Here is a 14380-nt window from a genome sequence, read left to right on the forward strand (position 1 = left end):
TCCACCATCATCAGTGACGAACGGGGACGCCTGTTGTGGTGCGGGGCCACCCGCCCGGGACGGATGCACGACGTCACCGCGCTGCGCACCGAAGGTGTGGAAGACCTGCTGCGGCAGTACCCGAAGGTCAAGGCCCAGGTGGACTCCGGCTACCAGGGCCTGGCCCGGGACTTCCCCGACCAGGTCAGCGCCCCACCGAAGCGACCACGCAAGGACGCCGACGAAACCCAACACGCCGAGTACAACATCGCCCGGCACGCCCAGTCATCACAACGGATCTGCGTGGAACACGCCATCGCGGAACCGAAGCAGTGGCGACCGCTGCAACGCTACATCGGACGCCGAGAACACTTCGAAGACACCATCCTCGCCATCGCGGGACTGGTATCCGACCGCTGCGCGGAGCGGTGACCCCAACCAACCGAACCGCCCAGACAAGCACGCCCCGGCCTCAATCGTGCATCACGTCGTAACCGGTCGGCCCCGACGCTAACCGGTCGGCCGGCGGCCGGCCCGCCCGGCACGTCCCGCGTACGGATCCGCGGCGGGACCGCCCGGCGGGTTCGCTCCCGGCCCGTCCGCGTGCCACGATCTCTTCCATGGGTCAGGTGCTGCTCCTGCTGGTCGTCGCCCTCACGGTCGCGGCGGTGGTGTTCGGGGTGACGGTGCTGGTCACCGGCCGTGATCCCGGCCTCGTGCCGGCCGAGCCCGACGGGCGGGCGGTTCCCCTGCCGGCCAGCCGACCGTTGCACGAGTCGGACATCGGGGGCGTTCGTTTCGACACGACGCTGCGCGGGTACCGGATGGCCCAGGTCGACCAGGCGCTGCGCCGGGCGGCCTACGACATCGGGTACAAGTCGGAGCTGATCGGCGTGCTGGAGGCGGAGGTCACCGCGTTGCGCGAGGGGCGTGTCGCGGACGCCGACGCGCTGCGCCGCACCCGCGAGCAGGCGGCAGCCGTCGCCGAACCCGCCGCCCCCGCCCCCGCCCCCGCCCCCGCCCCCGCCCCCGCCGCCGTGGCGGACGCGGCCGGGGCCGACCGGCGGGACGCCGGGTTGGCCGCCGAGACATCCGCGGACCGGGAGGCGAACGCCGCCGACGTGCCCGCCGGGGCCGAGACGCCGCCGGGTGCGGAGGCGAACGCCGTGGCCGAGGCGCGGCCGGCTGCGGAGGCGACCGCCGTCGCCGAGACGCGGCCGGGTGCGGAAGCCGACGTGCCCGCCGGGACCGAGGCGCGGCCGGGTGCGGAGGCGAACCCCGTGGCCGAGGCGCCGCCGGGTGCGGAGACGAGGGTTGCGACCGGGACGCCCGCCGAGGCGGAGGCGCCTGCCGTGACCGAGACGGCCGCCGGTGCGGAGGCGCCAGCCGAGGGCGTGTCCGACGCGGCGGGCGGGCGCGGGCCGGCGGTCCGGCCGGAGCCGGCGTGACGGGGCCGGCCGACGCCGACGGCCTCGGCGAGGCCGCCCATCCCGGGGCCGGCGAGGTCACCGCCACGGTGATCGTCAACGCCCCGGCAGACCGGGTCTTCGCCGCCCTCACGGCCTGGGAGCGGCAGTCCGACTGGATCCCGTTCACCACCGTCCGAGTGGTCGAGGGGGACGGCGGTGAGGGCAGCATCGTGGAGGCGGTCACCGCGATCGGTCCCGCCGTCCTGCGGGACGAGATGCGGGTGGTCCGCGTCGACGTGCCCTACGAGGTCGGCGTGGTGCACTGCGGCAAGCTGCTGCGCGGGCCCGGCGTGCTGCGCTGCACCCCGATCGAGGGCGGTCGCACCCAGGTGGTCTGGCACGAGTGGTTCCACCTGCCAGGGGGCACGGCCGGGCGGGTGGCCTGGCCGGTGCTGTGGCCCGGCTCCAAGATCAGCCTGAACCAGGCGCTGCGGAAGTTCGGCCGGCTCGTCGAACAGGGCCGCCTGCCCTGACGGGCGGGCCGCCGGCCGGCGGACGGGGCGCCAGCCGGCGGATCACCCCGGTCCGGCGACGTGGCGGTGTCCCGGCGGGTCGGACACCCCCACATGACCGCCACGGCGACCCGCTGTCGGTGTCCCGCACTAGCGTGTACGCCGTGACTGACCTGGTGATCGGCGCCGACGGGCTGTCCCGCTGCGCCTGGGGGGCGAGCACCCCCGACTACGCCGTCTACCACGACAGCGAGTGGGGCCGGCCGTTGCACGGCGACGACGCGCTCTACGAGCGGATGACCCTGGAGGCGTTCCAGTCGGGGCTGTCCTGGCTGACCATCCTGCGCAAGCGCCCCGCCTTCCGGCTGGCCTTCGACGAGTTCCGGATCGAGAAGGTGGCCGGCTACGGCGAGGCCGACGTGGCCCGGCTGCTCGCCGACGCCGGGATCGTCCGCAACCGATCCAAGATCGAGGCGGCGATCGCCAACGCCCGGGTCGCGCGGGAGTTGCCCGACGGTCTCTCCGCCCTGCTCTGGTCGTACGCGCCGCCGCCCCGCGCCGCCCGGCCGGAGTCGTTCGCCGACGTGCCGGCGCTGACCCCTGAGTCCACCGCCATGGCCAAGGCGCTGAAGAAGCGCGGCTTCCGGTTCGTGGGTCCCACGACGGCGTACGCGCTGATGCAGGCCACGGGGATGGTCGACGACCACCTGGCCGGCTGCCACGTCGCCGCCGCCGGGCCGGCGTGATGGGATTGGGTGCATGACGGACACCGACCACCGCGTGAGCGGCGCGAGCCCCGCCCGGGGCGACGGTGGGCGGGGCGACGGCGCCTGGGCCGTGCTCCTCCCCCCGGGCCGGTACGACGCCGAGCAGCTCGTCCACCACGACACGCTGGAGCTGACCGGGATCGAGGCGCCGGGCGGGCCGTCCGGCCCGGGCCCCCGCCCTGGTGACCCGGTGGCGGTGCTGGTCGAGGAGCCGCTGCGGCTGGTGGCCCTCGGGCGGGTCGCCCGGCCCACCGTCGAGCGCCGGGAGGACCCGGACGACCCGCAGTCCGACCCGGCCCCCGGGGCACTCGTGGTGACGTACACCCGGCGGGTCTTCGACGAGCCGGTGTCGGCCGAGGGGCTGGCGCCCGAGGGGCCCGTCTCCCCGCTGCCCGCCGCCGCGTACCGGGAGTTGGCCGAGCGGCTCGGCCCGCCACCGGCCCGCCGGTCCTGGCTGGTCAGCGTGGACATCCCGGTCGAGGCGGCCACCCGGGCGGAGGCGGTCCGGCTGTTCTGGTCGTACGTGCGGGATCTCGGCCCGCGGGAACTGCCCGCGTTCGTCTCACCGGCCGGGGACGAGCTGGCCATGCAGGCGTACGTGCTGGGCGAGGAGGCGAACCAGGACCCGGAGGAGGACAACTAGCCGGGTGGCCGCCGACATGAGGCGGCCGAGCAGACCATCCCGTGCGGCAAGCAGCGCCTCAGTCTCAGGCCAATCGATCGGCTTTCCGGCCTCAGCCCGCGCTACGGCCCGCGCGATCGCCTTCTCAGTTGGCTCGTCGGTGACTGTCACACCTCGACACGCAGACCCGAGACGGACACACCCGAGTTCACCTTGTAGTACTTGTTGATGTTGATCAGAACCGCGGTCAGTGGCTCGAGCTGGTGGGTCAGGCGAAGGGCGCCCGCACGGATCCCGACCTTGCCGGTGACCGATGCGGCAAGCACCATCACGGCCTCGACAGCTTCGGCATCGTTGCCAGCGACGAGGATGTCGTCGTGCCGGAGAGGACCGTCGTGGTGCCAGAGCAGTCTGGCCGAAACGTGATGGAAGGCGCCAACGACGCGAGCGGTCGGTGCCAGGCGCTGGAGCTGTTCCGCGGCCGATTCAGGCATCGGTAGGCCGTAGGCGCCGGCCTTGTCAAACCCGAGCGGGTTCACGCAACTGACCACGATCTTCCCGGCCAGCGCGGGCGCGATTGCCGCGATGGCATCTTCGTGGCCGTCCCAGGGAACGGCTACCTGCACAAGCTCGGCGCGGGTAGCCACGTCCAGGTTCCCGCCGCCCGTCGCAGCCGGGACGCCGAGTCGATCATTGATCTCGTCCGCGGTCCTCTGGGCGTTCTCCGGTTTCCTCGAGCCGATCAGCACCTTGTGGCCGGCGAGCGCGAAGCGGTACGCCAGCCCCTTGCCCTGCGCGCCGGTTCCGCCGATCACGCCGATCTCCAACGCAGTCATTCACACCTCGCATGTTAGATATCAGATGCGAAGCTGATCCTACGACGGGATGCGGGTTCCGCACAGCCCTGGAGCTGAAGACCGGTGGGAGCCGGTCACGTGGGCACCCGGCTCGCCGTGTGAGTGCACGGCAGGTCACGCATCAGATCGAAATTTTGTGTCCATGGGTAGCGCTCGGCTGTGAAGCTCGCTACATTGAATATCAGATCTCAAACTTAGGTCTACCCCCCGCCTTCGGGGCAGAAGGGACCACCCACATGACTGACGCCATCGACGCCGCGGCCCGGAAGGCTGTGGACGCGATCGACTATGAGCGGCTGAACGAGCTCGTACAGGAGGTGTGCCGCATCCCGAGCATCCTCGGAGATGAAGGCCCCCTTGCGAACTTCCTCGCCGACTACATGAAGAACGCCGGCTTCGAGAACGCCGGCCTCCAGGACGTCATCGACGACCGGCCCAACGCCATCGGCGAGCTCAGCTTCGGCAAGGGCAAGCGCATCGTGATGACCGGCCACATGGACACCAAGCCGGTCTCCATCGGCTGGAGCAAGACCGACCCGTTCTCTGGCGAGATCATCGACAACGCGATCTACGGCCACGGCATCATGGACATGAAGGCCGCGCTCGTCTGCCAGATCGTCGCCATGGAGGCACTGCGCGACTCCGGTGTCGCGCTCAACGGCACCGTCGGCATGGCGGCCGTCTCCGATCACATGGGCGACCAGCTGGGCTCCATCAAGTACTTCGACGAGTACGACGCCGACCTCGCCGTCCTCGGCGAGCTGTCGGGCAACGAGATCTTCCTCGGCCACCGCGGTCGCTACTACTTCGACATCACCGTGCAGGGCAAGTCGGCGCACACCTGCCACAAGCCGCTTGCGGTGAACGCCAACATGCTCGCCGCGCACGCGATCATCGAGCTGGACCAGTCGCGTCTGACCCCGGCTATCGAGGGCTGGGTCACCGACCTGTTCGGCGAGGAGACCTACATGGCGCCCGGCCGGGTGTATGGCGGCCTCCCACCGGGCGGCCCGTCGATGATCCCCGACGAGTGCGTCATCCGCGTCGACTGCCGTCCACAGCCCGGCGTCACCGTTGACGAGGTCCAGGCCGAGATCGAGCGCTGCTTGGCGGCCGCCCACAAGCGCGAGCCGCGCTTCCAGGCCAAGCTCGAACTGGTCGACGTCAAGAGCGGCTACCTGGCCAAGCCGGGCGACGAGGTCGTCGAGCTCATGCGCGCCTCGGTCAAGTCAGTCCGCAACGGCGCCGAGCCTCCGCTGCAGGCCGCCGGCTGGCTCGGCGACACCGCGAGCTTCGGCCACAAGGTCCCGACCGTCATCTTCGGTCCCGGTGGCGAGCCGGTGTACTGCCCCGACGAGCACCTGTCGATCGACGACATCGTCGAGGCGACCCGGGTCTACGCCGAGTTCGCCGTCCGGGCGCTGGGCCCTCAGGCCTGACCATGAGCAAGGCCGACGGAACTCGCCCCAGGGTCATTCTCGCGAAGCCGGGCCTCGACGGGCACGACCGCGGCGTGAAGGTCGTGGGAATGGCGTTACGTGATGCTGGAGCCGAGGTGATCTACCTCGGTCTCCAGCAGACGCCGAAGCAGATCGTCGCCGCAGCCGTTGCCGAGGATGTCGACGTCATCGGGCTCTCGGTTCTCTCCGGAGTCCACGTCGATGCGTCCCGGCAACTGCTCGCGGCGTGCAAGGAAGCGCACCTCGGCGACGTCGCAATCGTCGTCGGCGGGACCATCCCGCCGAGCGACGTCGTCCGCCTCCGCGAGATGGGCGTCCGCGATGTGTTCCCGGTTGGAACCTCCATCGACGATCTCGTCTCCCGCATCTTCGCCATCGCATCGGAGGACTGACCAGTCATGACCGACGAAGCCGGCATCGTCACCACCGACTCCGGAATTCCGCTCGACCCGATCTACTTCCCGGACTCGGTGCGACCCGGGCTTGAGGATCGGCTCGGGCTGCCTGGACAGGCGCCCTACACCCGCGGCCCTTATCCGACGATGTACCGCGAGCGCCTGTGGAGCATGCGGCAGTACGCCGGATACGGATCGGCCGAGGACACCAACGAGCGCTACCGGTTCCTGCTCTCGCAGGGCCAGACCGCGCTGTCAGTGGCGTTCGACCTGCCGACTCAGCTCGGCTACGACTCCAGCAACGAACAGGTGGCAGCGGAAGTCGGCCGAGTCGGCGTCGCGATCGACACCGTCGAGGACATGGAGACGGTCTTCAACGGCCTCCCCATCGACAAACTGTCAGTCAACTTCACGATCAACGGAACCGCGCCCATCATCCTCGCGTTCTACCTTGTCGCCGCTGAACGTCAGGGCGCAGACATGAAAGACGTTGCCGGCACGCTCCAGAACGACATCCTCAAGGAGTTCCTGGCGCGCAAGACGTTCATCTTCCCACCCGAGCACTCCGTCCGCCTCGTGGCCGACGTCGTCGAGTACGCGTCCGAGCACCTGCCGCGGTTCAACGGCATCTCAATCACCGGCTACCACGCCCGCGAGGCCGGCTGCGACGCCATCCAGGAACTCGGCCTCACGATGGCCTCCGCGATCGCCTACACCGAGGCGTTCATGGCACGCGGCCTCGACTTCGACTTCTTCGCGCCTCGCCTGTCGTTCCACTTCTCCAGTCAGCTCGACCTGTTCGAGGAGGCGTCGAAGGTCCGCGCAGCCCGCCGCATGTGGCACCATCTCGCCACCACCAGGTTCGGTGCGACGAAGGAGAACTCGGCCCGACTGCGGTTCTTCTCCGGCTGCTCCGGCGCTACGTTGACCGCGCAGCAACCGCTGAACAACGTGGTCCGCTCGACCCTCCAGTGTCTGGCTGCGGTACTCGGGGGTGCGCAGTCGATCCACGTCATGGGGTACGACGAAGCGCTGGAGATCCCGACCGAGGAATCGGTGACGCTGGCGCTGCGAACCCAGCAGATCATCGCCCACGAGTCAGGTGTCTCGAAGGTCATCGACCCACTCGCCGGCTCGTACTTCGTCGAGGCGCTCACCGACGAGCTCGAGGCCCGTGCTTGGGACCTAGTGAACAAGGTCGAGGAGGGCGGAGGTCTGATCGAGATGCTCGCCGAGGGCATCCCACAGCGCTGGGTCGCCGAGTCCGCTTACCAGTACGAGCGCGACATCCAGTCCGGCCGCAAGATCAAGGTCGGCGTGAACAAGTACGTCGACGACGACGAGGTCGCGCCGCCGCTGTTCGAAGTTGACGAGACAGCGGCCGACCGTCAGCGTGAGAGGCTCGCCAAGCGACTCGCGTCCCGCGACCAAGCTGAAGTCGGGGTTGCCCTCAAGGCGCTGCGCGGCTCGCTGGTCAACAACACCAACAGCATGCCGCACATCATGCAGGCCGGCCGGGTCGGTGCCACCCTCGGCGAGATCGCCGACACGATGCGCGATGTCTTCGGTGTCTACCGGGAGCCGCAGCCATGGTGAACCAGACCCGTCCCCTCGAGGGAGTCCGCGTCATCGACATGACCCGGTTCGTGTCCGGTGCTTATACCGGCACGCTCCTCGCGATGCTCGGCGCAGACGTCATCAAGATCGAAGTGCCGACCGGAGGTGACCCGTACCGCAACCAGGGCACCGCGTTCGTCGACGGCGAGAGCGGCCTGTTCACTGCGCTCAACCTCGGCAAGCGATCGGTGATGCTGGACCTCAGGTCCGTCGACGGGCTCTCGGCACTCGAAGCGCTTCTTTCCACAGCCGATGTGTTCATCGAGAACGGCAGGCCTGGATCGCTGAAGAGGCTGGGACTCGACTCGGCGAGCGTCACCGAACGATACCCGCGCCTCGTCTACGGCTCCATCTCCGGCTACGGCCAGCACGGTCCCGACGCCGGGCGCGGCGGCTTCGACCTCATTCTCCAGGCCGAGGGCGGTCTGATGAGCGTCACCGGCGAACCCGACAGCGGACCCGTCAAGGTCGGTGTGCCCGCTCTCGACATCGGCAGCGCAGTCTCGTGTGCCCTTGCGATCGTCGCTGCCCTGTACCGGCGTACGTCCAACGACGGCACTGGGGCGGTCGTCAGCTCCTCTCTGCTGGAGTTCGCCGTGTCCACCTTCACGAGCGTCGCACCTGCCTACTTCATCAATGGCGACGTGCCCGGGCGCATCGGCAGCCACTCGCCGACCTTCGCCCCCTACGGTGCCTACCGCGCCAACGACGGGTACGTCGTCCTGGCCGGCGCCGGTAGCGAAGACCTGTGGCACCGACTCTGCGACGCCATTGACGCACCCGAACTGATCGGGGACAGCCGGTTCGTGACCAACGCAGACCGTGTTGCGCACCTCGAGCACCTCATCGCGGAACTCGAGACCCGCTTCACGCAGAACAGCCGCGCCTACTGGATGGCGAGGCTGTCGGAGTTCGGAGTCCCCGCGGCGGAGGTGCGCGACCTCGGGCAGGTCCTCAGCTCGCCGCAGGTCGAAGCGCTGGGCCAGGTTCAGGTCGACCCGGCCAACCCCAACGGTCAGAAGATCATCGGCGCGCCGATCCAGATCGACGGCCCGCTGCCATTCCCGGGACCGGCACCACGTCTGGGTGAGCACACCAGTCAGGTTCTCGCCGAACTCCACGTCGTCAGGAGGGCCGGACGATGACCGCCGAACCTCACCAGCCCGACCGCGACCTGCTCGCCGCCTGCGAGAAGATCGCGCCCAAGGTCCTCGAGCGCACCTTCGAGCTTTCCGAGATTCCGGCACCCCCGTTGGACGAGGTAGACCGTATCCGCCGCGTCAAGGAGTGGTGGCACGCTGACGGCCTGACCGTCTCCGAGCACGCCGTCGGGAACCTGTGGACCCGGCTACGCCCCGGTCGCGTCGGCTCCGGGCCGGCCATCGTCGTCGCCGCCCACCTGGACACGGTCTTCAGCCGCGACGTGCGGCACGGGCTTCGCCACGAGGCTGACGGTCGTGTCGTCGGCCCCGGCTGTGGCGACGACACCGTCGCTGTGGCCGCGCTGTCAGCACTGGACGAACTCCTTCCGGTGGAGATCCCGGTTCCGGTATGGGTCGTTGCGACCGTCGGCGAAGAGGGCCTCGGGGACCTCGCCGGTGCCCGGGCCGCTCTGGCGAACCCACCGTCCGAGGTCGGCACGTTCATCGCTCTGGAGGGCAACTATCTTGGCCGCGTGAACACCATCGGGGTCGGTTCCGAACGACGCCGCATCCGGCTGACCAGCCAAGGCGGGCACGCCTGGGAGGAGTCGACTGCCCCCAGCGCCGTGCACGCCGCCGCCGCGATGGTCCACGCGATCGAGCAGATCCAGATCGACCACCCCGCCAAGACGTCCCGCAACGTCGGTATCCTCCACGGGGGCGAGTCGATCAACTCGCGCGCGATCAACGCCAGCTTCGACCTCGATCTGCGCTCGGAGGACCCCGACGCGCTCGCCGAGCTCGTCACCAAAGCCGAAGGCATCCTCAACGCCACGTACGACGGCATCGAGGTCGGCATCGAGCAGCTCGGGTCCCGACCCGCCGGCCGCATCGACAACGACCACAATCTGGCTGTTGTCGCGGCCGAATCGCTCGCCGAACTCGGGATCGAGACCCGCTTCACCGCCGCCAGCACCGACGCCAACGTCGCCTACGCAGCCGGCATCCCCGCAGTCACCCTGGGCATCACCTACGGCGACGGCACCCACACCGAGGACGAGTGGATCGACCCCGACGCCATCGGCTTTGGTCTGTACGCGCTCGTTCGCACCCTCATCAAGCGATCTGCCTGACCACCAGAAGGAGAAACAGTGCTCAGTGGCGTTGCGCTCCAGCCGGTCGACCCCCCAGTCGAGTTCGAGAACGTGGTCGAGGAGATCGAACAGTCGGGCTTCGACGAGCTCTGGCTCACTGACTCCTCCCTTCACGCCCGGTACGTCTACTCCTACCTGACCCTGGCGGCTCGCCGTAGCAGCCGGCTGCTGCTCGGCACGGCGGTGACCAATCCGATCACCCGTCACCCCGCTGTCACGGCCACCGCTGCCACGACCATCGACGAGGTCAGCGAAGGCCGCTTCCGCCTCGGCATCGGCGCCGGCGACCGGCCCCTCCTTGCTCTGGGTTCGAAGCCCGCCACCCTGGCCAGGCTGGAGTCCGCCATTGACGTGATGCGGCAGCTGTGGACCGGCAAGCACGTGACGATGGAGGGCCCGGGATTCGTCGTCGACGACGCGCACATGCGCGAGCCCGCCGAGCGCGAGGTACCGATCTACATGTCGTGCAGCGGCCCGAAGACGCTGCAACTCGCTGGACGGGTCGCCGACGGCGTCATCCTGCTGGCCGGCCTTCACCCCGAGGGTCTCCAGTGGGCCATCGACCACATCGACCGCGGCGTCGAGGCTGCTGGCAAGAGCGAACGGCCCAAGATCACCGTGTTTGCCTACGGCGCCGTCGATGAGGACGAAGAGGCAGCGTTCGCGGCTGGCCGTACGATCGCCGCCTGGTTCCCGCAGACTGCGCCCGGGTACTGCGAGATGGCCGGTCTGTCGCCCGAGCTCGTCGCTCAGGTTCGCAAGATGTACGAAGGAGGCGAGTTCCAGGAGGCCGAGGAGGCAGCCAAGTTGTTGCCCGACGAGTTCGTCCATCGCATGGCGCTGGCCGGCGGACCCGACCGGGCGCGTCAGCACATCGAGAACATGATGGACCTCGGCATCGACTGCATCTCTGTCTTCCCGCTCGGCGACGACCGGTTCACGACAATGCGGAACTTCAAGAACGTGTTCGACGACGTTGCCAAGGCGAAAAATGCTTCCTGAGCAGACCCTCGCCACCGTCCTCGACCAGTGCCTCGGTGTGTCGAAGACCGAGGAGGTCGTCCTCCTGATCGACGACGAGACCGATACCGACGTCATCGAAGGCCTGGTACGCGGGTTGGACGACCGGGGCTGCATCCCGGTCGTCACCCGCATGCCGCGCTACGAGGTGCCGGGCAGCGAGCCGCCGGCCGCCGTCGCCCGAATCCTCGACGGTTCCAGCGCCGCGATCGAACTCACGTCGACCTTCATCGGGTCCAGCAGGGCGCGTCAGAACGCGACCGCGCACGGCAGCCGCTACCTGTGCATGCCAGGTGTGGTCGCCGACACGTTCCGGATCGGCGGTCCTCTCGATGTCGATTTCGACGAGCTTCGAGCGGTGACCGAGGCTTTGTCTGCCGCCTGGGAACGCGCTGACATCTACCGGCTGACGACCCCGGCCGGCACCGATCTCTCGGGGTCCGTTCGTGGCCGCAAGGGACGGGCGCTTTTCGGAATCGCTCGCGAACCCGGCTCCTACATGTGCCCACCCGATGTCGAGTCCGGCACGGCACCCGTTGAGGGCAGCACCAGTGGCGTCGTCGTCATCGACGGTGACTTCCTGTTCATGGGACCCGGGCCGGTCACCGAACCCGTCGTGCTCCACATCAAGAACGGAGAGTTCAATGCTGCTGAGGGGGACGAGTCGGCACGACTGCTGGAGATGATGAGACGCTGCGGCGATCCCCGCATGTCGAATCTCGCCGAGGTCTCCATGGGGCTCAACCCCAACGGACGAGTGTGCGGAGTTCCGATGGAGACCGAGTCCACCCTCGGCAGCGCGCACATCGCGTTCGGCAACTCCATCGCCTACGGGGGCTCTGTCGACGCGGTCGCGCACCTGGACTGCGTCATGCAGCACGCCACGTTGGAACTCGACGGACGCCCGGTCCTCGCGGACGGCGAACTTGTACTCAATCGACACCGGGTCGACGCAAAACATCCCGGCTACCCGTCAGGCGGTTGAGTCTGGAATATAGTATGCGATCTGAACCTGGGCGGGTCGTGCCGATACGCGGCCGATCCGAAATGAAACGAGGGGCCGGGATGAGTTCGGACGTCCAGCCGGGTGGGGAGTTCCAGCATCTCCAACTCAAGGACCGCGTGTACGAGTACCTCCGTCGAGGCATCATCAACGGAGACTTCAAGGTCGGTACAGCACTGCGAGAGGTCGACATCTCGACGTCGCTGAACGTCAGCAAGACGCCGGTCCGAGAAGCCTTCGTCCGCCTGCAGAAGGACCGCTTCGTCGAACTCATCCCGTACCGCGGCGCGATCGTCGCCGGCTATACCAGGCGTGACCTGCGCGAGGTGTACGAGGTCCGCGAACTCGTCGAGGGGCGGTGCGCAGCGCGTGCTGCAGAGTCGCGCAACGACGAGCTCTACGAGGCTCTCCAACGCAACGTCCGCGAGACCCGAAAGGCCATCGACGAGGGCAAGATCGACGAGGTCATCTCCCTGTTCGAGAACTTCGACCGGCTCATCTACTCGCAGTGCGACAACAAGTGGATGAACGACATCATCAACGATCTGGAGGGCCACCAGCGCCGGATCGGCCGACTGACCGTCGACATCCCAGGGCGCATCGAGCACTCCCTCGAGGAGCACGAAAGGATCTGGACCGCCATCGTCCGCCAGGACGCGGCGGCCGCCGAGAAGCACATGCGCGCGCACGTCAGGTCCGTGATGGGTGACCAACTGGAGAACTTCGTCGGCGACGAACAGAACTCCTGACTCACACCGATCGGAGACGGGGGCCAACCAGCCCGTTACGCAACCTGGGCCGGCACGCACCGCCGGCGCGATCCCGACTACCGGCTGGGTCGCGCCGGCCGTCGTGCCGGCCCTCTGGCTAGCAGCAACAACTTGTTGAGAAACCTTCGAAGAAGTCATTGACCGTGGCCCTCGACACGGTGCTAGATTCCACACATCCGACATCAGATATCAAATCTGAAAGTTGAGAGGCGGCGGAGAAGTGACCCAGGACAACGTCGAGCCGATCGAAGTAGACGTCGTCATCGACGGCGGCTGGATCGTCACCGTGGACCCGGAGCGCAGGATCTTCCGGGACGGATTCGTCGCAATCGACGGCACGAAGATCGTGGCGGTAGGACAGCGAGCTGACCTTGCGCACCAGTACCGCGGTCGCAGGACCGTCGACGGTCGCAACAAGGTGACCATCCCCGGCATGTCGAACGGCCACCGCCACCTCCTGTGCTGTGCCAAGGGCGCGATGCCCGAGGGTGGCACCACCCTCCAGGCGCTTCGCAGCTTCATCTACCCGTCCTTCTCCCGGCTCACGGAGGAGGACATGCACACCTATGCCCTCCACGCCACCGCGGAGATGATCCGGTTCGGCACCACCAGCTTCCAGGAGCCGGGCTGCAACCACCTCGAGGCCGTCCTCGAGGCCATTGCCGCCTCCGGTATGCGCTGCCGGACCGGACCCTGGACCTGGGACCAGGCCGGCTCCGCGGGCGACGCGGACCTGCCGAACTGGCTTCGGTTCACGGCCCCGGAGGCAGTCAAGCGGCTGGAGTGGGGCGTCGAGACCGTCCGGAAGTTCAACAACCCCCGCATCCGGGACGCCGTCACCATCGAGGGGGTCGGCACCTGCTCCGACGAGCTGACCGTCGCCGCGGCCAACCTTGCTGTGGAAGCGGACTCGCTGATGGTCCTCCACAAGTCCACCAGCGAGCGCGAGGTGGCGCTCGAGCAGCAGGCATTCGGTCACCGGCCGATCGAGCACATGCACAAGATCGGCGCGCTCAACGATCGCGTGTTCATGAATCACGTGACCAGCGTCGCCGATTGGGAGGTGCGATTGATCGCCGACAGCGGAGCCCGGATCTCGAAGAACCCGAGCACCGCACTGAAGCTCGCCAAGGGCACGACCCAGTTCGGCAAGTGGCCCGAACTCCTCGCCGCGGGCGTCCCGGTCATGCTCGGGACCGACGCCGAGAACTGCTCGAACCACCAGGACATCACGCGGGCCATCTACTTGGCTGCCCTGCTCCCGCGTGACGCTCGGCAGGACCCGAACGCGGTCTCTGCTGAGCAGGCCGTCGAGATGGGCACGATCAACGGCTCCCGTGCGCTCGGGTGGGACGACGTTGTCGGTGGCATCGAGGTCGGTAAGGAAGCCGACATCACCATTTTCGAGGCCGAGGACTTCGACTGGCGCCCGCTGCACAACCCGATCGCGAACCTCGTCTACGGCGCGACCGGCCACTCCGTGCACACGGTCCTCATCGCCGGCGAGGTCGTGCTCGACAACAAGCAGCTGACCAGGGTCGACGAGCAGTCACTGCGCGAGGAGGTCGAGGCCATCGATCGCCGCGTGCTCAAGGAGATCGGAATCGACCCAGTCCCTGCCTGGCCAGTTCTCTGAGCCAACCCTGAGCCTCTGCCGAGAACCAACCTCGGCA

At 68.4% G+C, this 14380-nt stretch carries 14 protein-coding genes and 1 pseudogene; 14 read left to right on the plus strand and 1 reads right to left on the minus strand.

Features of this window, described 5'->3' with window-relative positions; genetic code table 11:
- The 5 genes and pseudogenes from ACGFIZ_RS23930 to ACGFIZ_RS23950 form a co-directional block, all read left to right on the plus strand.
- Positions 1–411: transposase family protein (locus ACGFIZ_RS23930; RefSeq protein WP_393422652.1), on the plus strand; the 411-nt coding region annotated here is incomplete at its 5' end.
- 188 nt (positions 412–599) lie between these two features.
- Positions 600–1235: pseudogene (locus ACGFIZ_RS23935) on the plus strand (DivIVA domain-containing protein); the annotation flags it as partial.
- 188 nt (positions 1236–1423) lie between these two features.
- Positions 1424–1921 (plus strand): SRPBCC family protein, encoded by a 498-nt coding sequence (locus tag ACGFIZ_RS23940; protein WP_393422654.1) that lies wholly within the window; start codon positions 1424–1426, stop codon positions 1919–1921.
- A 143-nt stretch (positions 1922–2064) separates the two neighbouring features.
- Positions 2065–2646: a DNA-3-methyladenine glycosylase I gene (locus tag ACGFIZ_RS23945; RefSeq protein ID WP_393422656.1), complete on the plus strand. Its 582-nt coding sequence runs from the start codon at positions 2065–2067 to the stop codon at positions 2644–2646.
- Positions 2647–2659: 13 nt separating this feature from the next.
- Complete coding sequence (locus ACGFIZ_RS23950) at positions 2660–3310, plus strand: hypothetical protein (RefSeq protein WP_393422658.1); 651 nt, start codon at positions 2660–2662, stop codon at positions 3308–3310.
- Positions 3311–3456: 146 nt separating this feature from the next.
- Here the strand turns inward: ACGFIZ_RS23950 and npdG are convergent, their stop codons facing one another.
- On the minus strand, positions 3457–4125 hold the full coding sequence (gene npdG / locus ACGFIZ_RS23955) for an NADPH-dependent F420 reductase (RefSeq protein WP_393422660.1): 669 nt from the start codon (positions 4123–4125) through the stop codon (positions 3457–3459).
- 119 nt (positions 4126–4244) lie between these two features.
- Between npdG and ACGFIZ_RS23960 the strand changes: the two genes are divergently transcribed.
- The 9 genes from ACGFIZ_RS23960 (at position 4245) to ACGFIZ_RS24000 (ending at position 14343) form a co-directional block, all read left to right on the plus strand.
- Positions 4245–5585 carry a M20 family metallopeptidase gene (locus tag ACGFIZ_RS23960; RefSeq protein ID WP_393422662.1) on the plus strand — a complete coding sequence of 447 codons (1341 nt, stop codon included), beginning with the start codon at positions 4245–4247 and terminating at the stop codon, positions 5583–5585.
- A 2-nt stretch (positions 5586–5587) separates the two neighbouring features.
- Complete coding sequence (locus tag ACGFIZ_RS23965) at positions 5588–5998, plus strand: cobalamin B12-binding domain-containing protein (RefSeq protein WP_393422664.1); 411 nt, start codon at positions 5588–5590, stop codon at positions 5996–5998.
- A gap of 6 nt (positions 5999–6004) precedes the next feature.
- Positions 6005–7597, plus strand: coding sequence for a methylmalonyl-CoA mutase (locus tag ACGFIZ_RS23970; RefSeq protein WP_393422666.1), 1593 nt, complete (start codon positions 6005–6007; stop codon positions 7595–7597).
- Entirely contained in the window at positions 7591–8763 is a 1173-nt protein-coding gene (locus tag ACGFIZ_RS23975; RefSeq protein WP_393422668.1) for a CaiB/BaiF CoA transferase family protein, read from the plus strand. The genes ACGFIZ_RS23970 and ACGFIZ_RS23975 overlap by 7 nt, the downstream gene beginning before the upstream one ends.
- Positions 8760–9893, plus strand: coding sequence for a M20/M25/M40 family metallo-hydrolase (locus ACGFIZ_RS23980; RefSeq protein ID WP_393422670.1), 1134 nt, complete (start codon positions 8760–8762; stop codon positions 9891–9893). Before ACGFIZ_RS23975 ends, ACGFIZ_RS23980 begins: the two co-directional genes overlap by 4 nt.
- Positions 9894–9911: 18 nt before the next feature.
- Positions 9912–10916 (plus strand): LLM class flavin-dependent oxidoreductase, encoded by a 1005-nt coding sequence (locus ACGFIZ_RS23985; protein ID WP_393422672.1) that lies wholly within the window; start codon positions 9912–9914, stop codon positions 10914–10916.
- Positions 10906–11919, plus strand: a complete 1014-nt coding sequence (locus ACGFIZ_RS23990; protein WP_393422674.1) for an aminopeptidase — start codon at positions 10906–10908, stop codon at positions 11917–11919. The genes ACGFIZ_RS23985 and ACGFIZ_RS23990 overlap by 11 nt, the downstream gene beginning before the upstream one ends.
- A gap of 80 nt (positions 11920–11999) precedes the next feature.
- Positions 12000–12686: a GntR family transcriptional regulator gene (locus ACGFIZ_RS23995; RefSeq protein WP_393422676.1), complete on the plus strand. Its 687-nt coding sequence runs from the start codon at positions 12000–12002 to the stop codon at positions 12684–12686.
- Between the two features lie 241 nt (positions 12687–12927).
- Entirely contained in the window at positions 12928–14343 is a 1416-nt protein-coding gene (locus ACGFIZ_RS24000; RefSeq protein WP_393422678.1) for an amidohydrolase family protein, read from the plus strand.
- Positions 14344–14380: the final 37 nt, after the last annotated feature.

Source organism: Micromonospora sp. NPDC048830 (assembly GCF_043198215.1).
Lineage (GTDB): Bacteria > Actinomycetota > Actinomycetes > Mycobacteriales > Micromonosporaceae > Micromonospora.

Bases quoted from the DNA above. Each gene is read 5' to 3' on its own strand.
- ACGFIZ_RS23995 (WP_393422676.1), top strand. From the start codon at position 12,000: ATGAGTTCGGACGTCCAGCCGGGTGGGGAGTTCCAGCATCTCCAACTC.
- ACGFIZ_RS23970 (WP_393422666.1), top strand. From the start codon at position 6,005: ATGACCGACGAAGCCGGCATCGTCACCACCGACTCCGGAATTCCGCTC.
- ACGFIZ_RS23990 (WP_393422674.1), top strand. From the start codon at position 10,906: ATGCTTCCTGAGCAGACCCTCGCCACCGTCCTCGACCAGTGCCTCGGT.
- ACGFIZ_RS23980 (WP_393422670.1), top strand. From the start codon at position 8,760: ATGACCGCCGAACCTCACCAGCCCGACCGCGACCTGCTCGCCGCCTGC.
- npdG (WP_393422660.1), bottom strand. From the start codon at position 4,125: ATGACTGCGTTGGAGATCGGCGTGATCGGCGGAACCGGCGCGCAGGGC.
- ACGFIZ_RS23965 (WP_393422664.1), top strand. From the start codon at position 5,588: ATGAGCAAGGCCGACGGAACTCGCCCCAGGGTCATTCTCGCGAAGCCG.
- ACGFIZ_RS23975 (WP_393422668.1), top strand. From the start codon at position 7,591: ATGGTGAACCAGACCCGTCCCCTCGAGGGAGTCCGCGTCATCGACATG.
- ACGFIZ_RS23950 (WP_393422658.1), top strand. From the start codon at position 2,660: ATGACGGACACCGACCACCGCGTGAGCGGCGCGAGCCCCGCCCGGGGC.